Below are 9,921 nucleotides of genomic sequence, written 5' to 3' on the forward strand. Positions count from 1 at the left end.
GGAGTGAGGGCACACCGAGCCTGGGCGAGGTGCCGAGTGGTGGGGCAAGAGCGTTTTGCTTACTTTTGCGCTTTTCAAAAGTGAGCCGCTGTAAGAGCGGAACCCATATCAGCAACAACCCAAATAACGGATATACACCCAAATCCAAACCCAAACCCACAAACCACCTTACGGCAGCAAAGCCAACTCAATCAGCTCATGCAGTTCTTCAACCTCAAGCGGCGCGGTAGAAAACAGATTACGAAACACGGTGGGCGCAACGATCAAATTGATCAGCCGATCCACGCTGGGAAGTGTCCCGGCGTCGTCGGTGTACCGATCCAGGATCGTCTCCAACTGCCCGGTGAGAATCCCCACGCAATACCCCGGCGCTTGACTGCATTGCACATCACGCATCATCTCGCGGCCAAGGTCCGAGCTCATCTCATCACGGTATTGCTCACCCCAGGCCCGCAGGTCTCCGCGCAGGCTGCCGGTATCAGCCGGCTCACTGTCCGGGCGCAGACGGGCCATCGCAACATCGGCCAGCAGCGCCGCCAAGTCACCCCAGCGCCGGTAGATGGTCGAAGGCGTCACTCCGGCGCGCGTGGCTATCTGCGGCACGGTCACGCTGGAACGGTCCTGCTCTTCGAGCAATTCACGCACCGCCGAATGCACTGATTCCTGGACCCGGGCACTACGGCCCCCCGGGCGGAGCCCTTCTTTTATCGCCATGCGTAAAACCTTAACACAAAGAATTTGCTTTAAGCGCCATCCGGTAGCACACTCCGCAAAAGCAAAATATTAGCTTTAGCGGAGCGTGCCCATGTCCAGCGTTACTTCTCATCGTTCCAGCCTGGTGTTTCTGGCGATCACCTTGCTGACGTTTCTCGCCGCCTCCAGCGCGCCGACCCCGTTGTACCACCTCTATCAAGAGGGCCTGCACTTTTCGGCGGCGATGTTGACCCTGGTATTTGGCATTTACGCCTTGAGCCTGCTGGCTGCATTGCTGACCGTGGGTTCACTGTCGGACCACCTGGGGCGCAAGCCGGTAATTTTTGCCGCGCTGCTCCTCGATATGCTGGCGATGCTGCTGTTTATCAATGCCGACAGTGTCGGCTGGCTGGTTGCCGCCCGCACGGTACAAGGCTTTGCCACCGGCATGGCCACCGCTGTGCTGGGCGCCGCATTGCTCGACACCGACCGCCAGCAAGGCCCGCTGATCAACAGCGTAGCGCCTTTGCTGGGCATGGCGTGCGGGGCCATGGGCTGCAGTCTGCTGGTGGAGTTCGCGCCGATGCCGACCACGTTGATTTACTGGACCCTGCTCGGGTTGATGATCCTGCAGGCATTGTACGTCTGGCGCCTGCCGGAGACAGTCAGCCGGATTCCGGGGGCCCTGGCCTCGCTATGGCCCACCTTGCATGTACCGCCCCAGGCCCGACGGGCCTTGTGGATCTCGTTGCCGGTAGACGTAGCCGTATGGGCCATGGGCGGTTTTTATCTGTCCCTGGCGCCCTCGCTGGTGCGGGCGGCGACCGGGTCCACCTCGAACCTGATCGGCGGCGGACTGGTGGCGGTGTTGACGCTGAGCGGGGCGGTGATGATTTTCAGCCTGCGCAACCGCCCGGCGGACAAAGTCCTGCGGTTGGGCGCCGTGCTGCTGGCGGTGGGTGTTGCGCTGATCCTCACGGCCGTCCACAGCGCCAGCCTGCCGCTGTTCTTCATTGCCACGCTGATCGCCGGCGGTGGTTTTGGCTCGGGATTCCTCGGTGCGCTGCGCAGTGTTTTGCCGTTGGCCTTGCCCCATGAGCGGGCGGGCTTGATGTCGGCGTTCTATGTGCTGAGTTACCTGGCGTTCTGTGTGCCGTCGCTGTTGGCGGGCAACTTGACGCGCACCTTCGGTTTGATCGCCACCACCGACGGTTATGGCGTGGTGCTGATCGTATTGGCACTCGGCGCGTTGGTGGCGTTGCTAATGCAGGATTTGGCGAAGAGCAGGGCGACGGCGGGTAATTGATTCGGTAATAATTCGTCACCCTTACGCCTTGGGATTCACCCATGAAGATCATCCGCAGCAAAGAATTCACCGGCACCCGCGCCTGGGAGGCGCTGGACATAGCCAATATGAACGGCATCACCACCCGTTTGCATTGGACCGACCAGCCGTATCGCTGGCACGTGAATGACGGCGAAGAGGTGTTCGTGGTGCTTGATGGCCAGGTGCAGATGCACTATCGCGAAAACGGCAGCGAACAGATGGCCTTGCTTGAGGTAGGCGACATCTTCTACGCCAGTGTCGGCACCGAGCATGTGGCCCATCCACAGGGCCCCGCACGGATTCTGGTGATTGAAACCGAAGGCAGCGTTTAATCACATATCTACGAAACAGATAACAGTTAGAGATATTACCCGTTATATAGATATTCGATTCGGTTCTACCATGGTCTCAACCTCATGCGAGGAAGAGGACTACACCATGACTTGCCCGAATACGCTTCACAGCAGCTTGAAACCCTTCAGTCACCTGACCCGTCCCCGGGAAGTGATTCGCCAGTTCACCCCCAACTGGTTTGCCGCCACCATGGGCACCGGGGTGCTGGCGTTGGCGCTGGCGCAATTGCCGGTCAGCGTATCGGGGTTGCATGCCGTCGCCGAAGGGCTGTGGCTGTTTACCATCGGCCTGTTTGTGCTGTTCAGCGTGCTGTATGCGGCGCGCTGGGTGATGTTTTTCCACGAGGCCCGGCGCATTTTCGGGCACTCCACGGTGTCGATGTTCTTCGGCACCATCCCCATGGGCCTGGCGACCATTATCAACGGCTTCCTGCTGTTCGGCGTGCCGCGCTGGGGGGATGGCGTGGTGCAACTGGCCGAGGTGCTGTGGTGGCTCGACGTCGCGATGGCCCTGGCCTGCGGGGTGCTGATCCCGTTCATGATGTTCACCCGTCAGGAACACAGCATCGACCAGATGACTGCCGTGTGGCTGTTGCCGGTGGTGGCCGCGGAAGTCGCCGCCGCCAGCGGTGGCCTGCTGGCGCCGCACCTGGCCGACGCCCATTCGCAACTGGTGATGCTGGTGACCAGCTACGTGCTGTGGGCGTTTTCCCTGCCGGTGGCGTTCAGCATCCTGACCATCCTGATGCTGCGCATGGCCCTGCATAAACTGCCACACGCCAATATGGCCGCGTCGAGTTGGCTGGCTCTAGGTCCCATCGGCACCGGTGCCCTGGGCATGCTGGTACTGGGCGGTGATGCACCTGCCATCTTTGCCGCCAACGGTCTGCCCGGCGTCGGTGAGATGGCCAACGGCATCGGCCTGGTCGCAGGCATCACCCTGTGGGGCTTCGGCTTGTGGTGGATGCTGATCGCGGTGCTGATCACCCTGCGTTACCTGCGGGCCGGTATCCCGTTCAACCTTGGCTGGTGGGGCTTCACCTTCCCGTTGGGCGTGTACTCGCTGGCCACGCTGAAACTGGCGAGCACCTTGCACCTGGGTTTTTTCAGCATCGTTGGTTGCGTGTTGGTGGCGGCGCTGGCGCTGATGTGGCTGATCGTCGCCAAGCGCACGGTGCAGGGCGCCTATAAAGGCGAGCTTTTTGTATCGCCGTGCATTGCAGGACTAGCGAATAAGTAAGCAGGATTAGGTAAAGTCGTGGCCTGGAAAAACCAATAACAGCCTTCAGGCCACGCAGGAACACGGACGATGAGCCACCCCTCGCAATTCACTTTGCTGCGCAAACGGCGTTTCCTGCCGTTCTTCATTACCCAGTCCCTTGGTGCGTTCAACGACAATATATTCAAGCAGTCGTTGATCCTGGCGATTCTCTACAAGCTGACCATCGAGGGCGACCGCTCGATCTGGGTCAATCTCTGCGCGTTGCTGTTTATCCTGCCGTTCTTCCTGTTCTCGGCCCTGGCCGGGCAATTTGGCGAGAAGTTCAACAAGGACGCGCTGATCCGGGTGATCAAGATCGGCGAAATCGTGATCATGTCCGTGGGCGCGGTGGGTTTCATGTTCAACCACCTGGAGCTGATGCTGCTGGCGCTGTTTGCTATGGGCACGCACTCGGCGCTGTTCGGGCCGGTGAAATACTCGATCATGCCCCAGGCCCTGCACGAAGATGAGCTGGTGGGCGGCAATGGCCTGGTGGAAATGGGCACGTTCCTCGCGATCCTCGCGGGCACCATTGGCGCCGGGATCATGATGTCGTCCACCCATTACGCGCCGGTGGTCTCGACGGCCATCGTCGGCATTGCGGTGCTGGGCTACCTGGCCAGCCGCAGCATTCCGCGCGCGGCGGCGTCCAGCCCCGAGATGCGCCTGAACTGGAATATCTTCAGTCAGTCCTGGGCCACCTTGAAGCTCGGCCTGGGGCAGACACCGGCGGTGTCGCGCTCGATTGTCGGCAACTCGTGGTTCTGGTTTGTCGGCGCGATCTACCTGACGCAAATCCCGGCCTACGCCAAGGAATGGATGTACGGCGACGAGACTGTGGTAACGCTGATCCTCACGGTGTTCTCGGTGGGCATCGCACTGGGTTCGATGCTGTGCGAAAAGCTCTCCGGGCGCAAAGTCGAGATCGGCCTGGTGCCGTTCGGCTCGTTCGGTTTGACCGTGTTCGGCCTGCTGTTGTGGTGGCATTCCGGCGGCTTCCCGCAGAACGTCCAGGCCAACGACTGGATCGCCGTGCTGAGTTACGGCCAGGCGTGGTGGGTGTTGTTCGATATCCTCGGCCTTGGCGTATTCGGCGGCTTCTATATCGTGCCGCTGTACGCGTTGATTCAGTCGCGTACCGCCGAGAACGAGCGGGCGCGGGTGATCGCGGCCAACAACATTCTCAATGCGCTGTTCATGGTGGTCTCGGCGATCGTCTCGATCCTGCTGCTGAGCGTGGCCAAGCTGTCGATTCCCGAGCTGTTCCTGGTGGTGTCGCTGCTGAACATCGCGGTCAACACCTACATCTTCAAGATCGTGCCCGAGTTCACCATGCGTTTCATGATCTGGCTGCTCAGCCATTCCATGTACCGCGTCGAGCACAAGAACCTCGAGCTGATCCCGGACGAGGGCGCGGCGTTGCTGGTGTGCAATCACGTGTCGTTTGTCGATGCGCTGTTGATTGCCGGTTCGGTGCGTCGGCCGATTCGTTTTGTCATGTACTACAAGATCTACAACCTGCCGGTTTTGAACTTTATCTTCCGCACTGCCGGGGCGATTCCGATTGCCGGGCGGCATGAGGACATCCAGATCTACGAAAAGGCCTTCCAGCGGATTGCCCACTATCTGAAGGACGGCGAGCTGGTGTGCATCTTCCCGGAAGGAAAATTGACCTCCGATGGCGAGATGAACGAGTTCCGAAGCGGCGTGACGCGGATTCTTGCAGAGACGCCGGTGCCGGTGATTCCGATGGCGTTGCAGGGGTTGTGGGGGAGTTTCTTCAGTCGCGATCCGAACAAGGGCTTCTTTCACCGGATCTGGTCGCGAGTGACCCTGGTGGCCGGCGCGCCGGTGACGGTGGAGGCGGCGACGCCCGAGGCGTTGCATGGTCTGGTTGGCACGTTGAGGGGTGATCTCAAGTAGTCAAGTTCTGGTGCTCAGGACCTTCTGCGCTGAAGGGCCTGGGCAGGGACTGACTTTGATGTGGGACAACGCTTGCAGTTTGTAGTTTTGGGTAATAAATCACTCATCCTGCGGAACCATTTCTTTCTAATTGCCACGCAGTCATCGTAGTTGTCTAACGCTAAGGATGATTTTCGATGAACATGCAAGTGAGTACTAACCCTCCCGCTTTACAACCGCCTTTACATACTCTTTCTACAGCACCCTCCGATAAGTTACAGGATAAACAGGGCGAGCCTTCTGCGCCGATAAATATCATCCCGAATATGCCATTCAACGAAGGTGGGGTCCAGATAGATTTAAGTGTTAGGGGCGGCGGGCGTGGTTTTTTCTCCCCGCCAAAAGACCAGGCGTTAACGATTAAGACGGGTGACAGCGCGGACAAAATTCATATTAAAAATTCGGCTGATGGAGGATTGACCGCCGAGATTAATGGCAAGACCTACGACATTCCTTTCGATACCAAGAGTAATGGTCAGCAGCATCTTGAGATCCAAAGCAACGGCGGAGACGACAATGTCACTATTGACGACGACGTAAAAGTGCCCGTCAGCGTCAAGCTGGGAGCCGGCAACGATCGATTCAACGCTGGAGGCGGCAGGACCAATGTCTACGGCGGTGTTGGTAATGACACCATTCAATTGGGCAGCGGTGTCGGGTATGCCGAGGGCAACGATGGGGATGACACGATCACCGGAGGCTCGGCATATAGCGTCATGTATGGGGGTAACGGCAACGACAAGTTGCGGGGAGCAGGTGGTGGCACTTACATGGACGGTGGCAGCGGCAATGATTCGCTGCGTGGAGGCGGTGGGAAGAACGTCATGAATGGCGGAAAGGGAAATGATGTTGTAGATGGTGGTGCTGGTCAGAATACAATTTATACCGGCAAGGGGCAGGATACGGTTAATTCAGTATCTGATAAGGATATTGTTTACGGCAAGAAAGACGACACTATAAAACGCACGGGGAACTCTAAGTTCGTTGAGGTGACGCCGTCTGACGTTGGTAAAAAAGCGTTTGAGGTTAAAGGGGATGGTGAGTTCAAGCAGCGCGTTGAAGATGATCTAGAGTTTTTTCGGGGTTCTCCAGTAGGGCAAAAAATGCTTGGGGCGTTAGACAAGACTCCCGCGCCGATAAAAATAGAGAAGGTGCCAGAGTCGGAGGGTATCTTTTATAAGTACGGACGTAAGGACTTACAACCGCTCAATGAGCACCCACCTCAAGATTCGCAACACGGATTCATCACTAATAACACGCCAGGTATGCCGGCTGATGATGCAACAGTCTCCTACAACCCTTCGTTCATTATGGACAAGTACGAGCGTCCAGGCGTCTCAACCCTGTTCCATGAGTTCGCCCATGCGTACGACGGTGTCGACGGTAAGTTCTTGCCCGGAGAAACTGAAGTACCGCCAGAAACTAGCGATCCCCGCAGGCCAACTCGTGAGCCAAATTTGGAGCGGCAAGCCGTTGGGTTACCAACGGACGGTGAACCTTATGATTTTGATAATGACCCCTCAACGCCCCCTACCAGTACAAACCCGGAGCCGTATAACGAAAATGCACTTTACAAGGAATGGGGGAAAGAACCGCGTGAACGCTACTATGACGTCTGATGCATCACAGAGTAGTAAATAGCGTGCCGTACTCGGTGGACTATTAAGTCCACCTTGTTTTTATTGCCGGTGAGTGGCTCAGGCGCTGATCTTGAGCCCGATCAGCCCACAGATAATCAACGCCACACTGGCCAGTCGAAACAGCGCCATGGACTCCCCGAACAGGATAATCCCGGCAATCACCGTGCCCACTGCACCGACGCCGGTCCAGATGGCATAGGCGGTGCCCAGCGGCAGTTCCTTCATGGCCAGCCCCAACAGTCCGAGGCTGACGGCCATGGCGGCAATCGTCAGGGCCGTGGGCAGTGGCTTGCTGAAACCGTCGGTGTATTTCAGTCCGACGGCCCAGCCGACTTCAAACAGTCCGGCAAAAAACAGAATGATCCAGGACATGATGACCTCCCTTCTTAGGTGGGGTCGTCCCCGGATTAAGCGCTTGATTGCGTCGCAGGGTCGTCCCCGCGAAGCCCGGTAGAGTGCCGAATATTGATCAGGTGATCAAGTTTCGGACTTGCCCGCCAACAATTCGCGGTCTTCCTTTTCGCTCATTCGCCGGAAGTACGTAGCCAGGAGTGCCCCGGAAATATTGTGCCAGACGCTGAACAGCGCACTCGGCACCGCCGCCAGTGGCGAGAAGTGCGCACTTGCCAGTGCGGCGCCCAAGCCGGAGTTCTGCATGCCCACTTCCAGCGACAGGGATTTGCGTTGTGCCAGCGGCAGCCCGAACACACGGCCGGTGAAATAGCCCAGCAGGAAGCCAAAGGTGTTATGCAGGATCACCACCGCCATGATCAACAGGCCCGACTCGGCAATCTTCGCCTGGCTGGCCGCCACCACGGCGGCGACAATCGCCACGATGCTGACCACCGACACCAGCGGCAACACCTCGACCGCATGCTGTACCCGGGCGCCCAGCAAGCGCTGCGCCACCACGCCCAACACGATCGGCAGCAGCACCACTTGCAGGATCGACCAGAACAACTCCATGAACGACACCGGCAACCAGGCCGAGGCCAGCAGCCAGATCAGCGCGGGCGTCAGCAGCGGAGCGAGGAGGGTGGTGACGGCGGCGATGGCCACCGACAGGGCCAGGTCGCCCCGGGCCAGCCAGGTCATGACGTTGGACGACGTGCCGCTCGGGCAGCAGCCGACGAGGATCACACCGACGGCAATTTCCGGTGGCAGGTGAAAGACCTGACACAGCAGCCAGGCCACGCCGGGCATGATCACGAAATGCGCGACCACACCCAATGCCACGCGCCACGGATGGCGCGCGACTTCAGCGAAGTCTTCAAGTTTGAGGGTCAGCCCCATGCCGAACATCACCAGGCCCAACAGCGGCACGATGGCGCCTTTGAGACCGAGAAACCAGGCGGGTTGCAGGAACGCAACCACGGCAAAAATCAGCACCCAGTAGGCGAAGGTATTGCCGACGAAACGGCTCAAGGCGGCGAGTGCACGCATGGGGTTGGTCCTTGTTATTCGATTTTGGAAGTGCGCATGCGATCAAATGTGGGAGCGGGCTTGCTCGCGAATGCGGTGTGTCAGCCAGGAAGATATCAACTGAAAGGACGCATTCGCGAGCAAGCCCGCTCCCACATTTTGATCTTCACAAGGCTTTAGATACCTTGTGGGGTCTCTTCGCCACCCAGTGCCTCAACCAACGCCGGCAGGAAGTCGCCAAACGTCAGCATCATCAGGGTAAAGCTGGCGTCCTGCTGACCCAGTGCTTCGTCGCCACCGTCCTGTTCCGCCTGATCCTGCAGCAGGTCTTCGAACTTCAGGCGCTTGACGGTCATTTTGTCGTCCAGCATGAAGGACAGCTTGTCCTGCCAAGCCAGGGACAACTGGGTCACGACTTTGCCGGTGGTCAGGTGCAGCTGGATCTCTTCGCCGGTCAGGTCCTGGCGTTTGCAGCGCACGATGCCGCCGTCTTCGTGGGTGTCGCGCAGTTCGCATTCGTCGAGGACGAAGAAGTCATCGGCCGGTTTCTGGGTGGTGACCCAGTCGGTCATGATGGCGGTTGGCGCGGTTTTCACGGTCAGCGGACGTACTGGCAGGGTGCCGATCACTTCACGCAGGGTGGACAGCAGGTCTTCGGCACGTTTCGGGCTGGCGGAGTTCACCAGGATCAGGCCCTGTTTCGGCGCGATGGCGGCGAAGGTCGACGAGCGACGGATAAACGCGCGCGGCAGGAAGGCCTGGATGATTTCATCCTTGATCTGGTCGCGTTCCTTTTTGTAGACCTTGCGCATTTGCTCGGCTTCGATCTCTTCGACCTTTTCCTTCACCGCATCACGCACCACGCTACCCGGCAGGATACGTTCTTCCTTGCGCGCAGCGATCAGCAGGAAATCACCGCTGACGTGTACCAGGGGCGCGTCTTCGCCTTTACCGAAAGGGGCGACGAAACCGTAAGTGGTCAACTCCTGGCTTGCACAAGGGCGCGCCAGTTTGGTGGCCAGTGCAGTTTCCAACGCCTCGGCATCAACAGGCAGATCTTGGGTCAGGCGATAGATAAGCAGGTTTTTGAACCACATGGGGTGAGTCTCTCCTTATATACAAAGGGGGGCATTATTCTCCTCATGGCGTCATAGGCCAACCCTCGCTAAGCCATTGGAAGGCCTGAAAAAAATTATTTAAGAAAGTGCTTGCCAGACCATGGGTCGCTCCGTAGAATGCGCGCCACACCGAAAGTGAAGGGTG

The 9,921-nt window shown here is 58.6% G+C and carries 9 protein-coding genes; 5 read left to right on the top strand and 4 right to left on the bottom strand.

The genetic code is table 11. The features are described 5' to 3' along the window. Positions 1–168: 168 nt before the first annotated feature. Positions 169–714 (bottom strand): TetR/AcrR family transcriptional regulator, encoded by a 546-nt coding sequence (locus tag HX869_RS29395; protein ID WP_087695266.1) that lies wholly within the window; start codon positions 712–714, stop codon positions 169–171. Positions 715–805: 91 nt separating this feature from the next. Between HX869_RS29395 and HX869_RS29400 the strand changes: the two genes are divergently transcribed. From HX869_RS29400 to HX869_RS29420, 5 genes are all read left to right on the top strand, one after another. Then, positions 806–1,999 carry an MFS transporter gene (locus tag HX869_RS29400; RefSeq protein WP_178904055.1) on the top strand — a complete coding sequence of 398 codons (1,194 nt, stop codon included), beginning with the start codon at positions 806–808 and terminating at the stop codon, positions 1,997–1,999. Positions 2,000–2,040: 41 nt separating this feature from the next. Further along, positions 2,041–2,352 carry a cupin domain-containing protein gene (locus HX869_RS29405; protein WP_178904056.1) on the top strand — a complete coding sequence of 104 codons (312 nt, stop codon included), beginning with the start codon at positions 2,041–2,043 and terminating at the stop codon, positions 2,350–2,352. A gap of 106 nt (positions 2,353–2,458) precedes the next feature. Then, positions 2,459–3,613 (top strand): TDT family transporter, encoded by a 1,155-nt coding sequence (locus HX869_RS29410; RefSeq protein ID WP_003212376.1) that lies wholly within the window; start codon positions 2,459–2,461, stop codon positions 3,611–3,613. A 69-nt stretch (positions 3,614–3,682) separates the two neighbouring features. After that, positions 3,683–5,557 carry an MFS transporter gene (locus HX869_RS29415; RefSeq protein WP_008430445.1) on the top strand — a complete coding sequence of 625 codons (1,875 nt, stop codon included), beginning with the start codon at positions 3,683–3,685 and terminating at the stop codon, positions 5,555–5,557. A 176-nt stretch (positions 5,558–5,733) separates the two neighbouring features. Beyond that, positions 5,734–7,215 carry a M91 family zinc metallopeptidase gene (locus HX869_RS29420; RefSeq protein ID WP_178904057.1) on the top strand — a complete coding sequence of 494 codons (1,482 nt, stop codon included), beginning with the start codon at positions 5,734–5,736 and terminating at the stop codon, positions 7,213–7,215. 78 nt (positions 7,216–7,293) lie between these two features. On the opposite strand, the gene sugE is transcribed toward HX869_RS29420, so the two are convergent. The 3 genes from sugE to rdgC all read right to left on the bottom strand — a co-directional run bounded on the left by sugE (position 7,294) and on the right by rdgC (position 9,755). After that, the gene (gene sugE / locus HX869_RS29425) at positions 7,294–7,608 is read right to left on the bottom strand and encodes a quaternary ammonium compound efflux SMR transporter SugE (RefSeq protein ID WP_003190128.1); all 315 of its coding nucleotides are present in this window, start codon (positions 7,606–7,608) and stop codon (positions 7,294–7,296) included. A 105-nt stretch (positions 7,609–7,713) separates the two neighbouring features. Then, positions 7,714–8,679 carry a bile acid:sodium symporter family protein gene (locus tag HX869_RS29430; RefSeq protein WP_178904058.1) on the bottom strand — a complete coding sequence of 322 codons (966 nt, stop codon included), beginning with the start codon at positions 8,677–8,679 and terminating at the stop codon, positions 7,714–7,716. A 155-nt stretch (positions 8,680–8,834) separates the two neighbouring features. After that, positions 8,835–9,755, bottom strand: coding sequence for a recombination-associated protein RdgC (rdgC, locus tag HX869_RS29435; protein WP_008430455.1), 921 nt, complete (start codon positions 9,753–9,755; stop codon positions 8,835–8,837). Positions 9,756–9,921 lie beyond the last annotated feature (166 nt).

The organism is Pseudomonas sp. P7779 (assembly GCF_013386315.1).
Taxonomy (GTDB): Bacteria; Pseudomonadota; Gammaproteobacteria; order Pseudomonadales; family Pseudomonadaceae; genus Aquipseudomonas.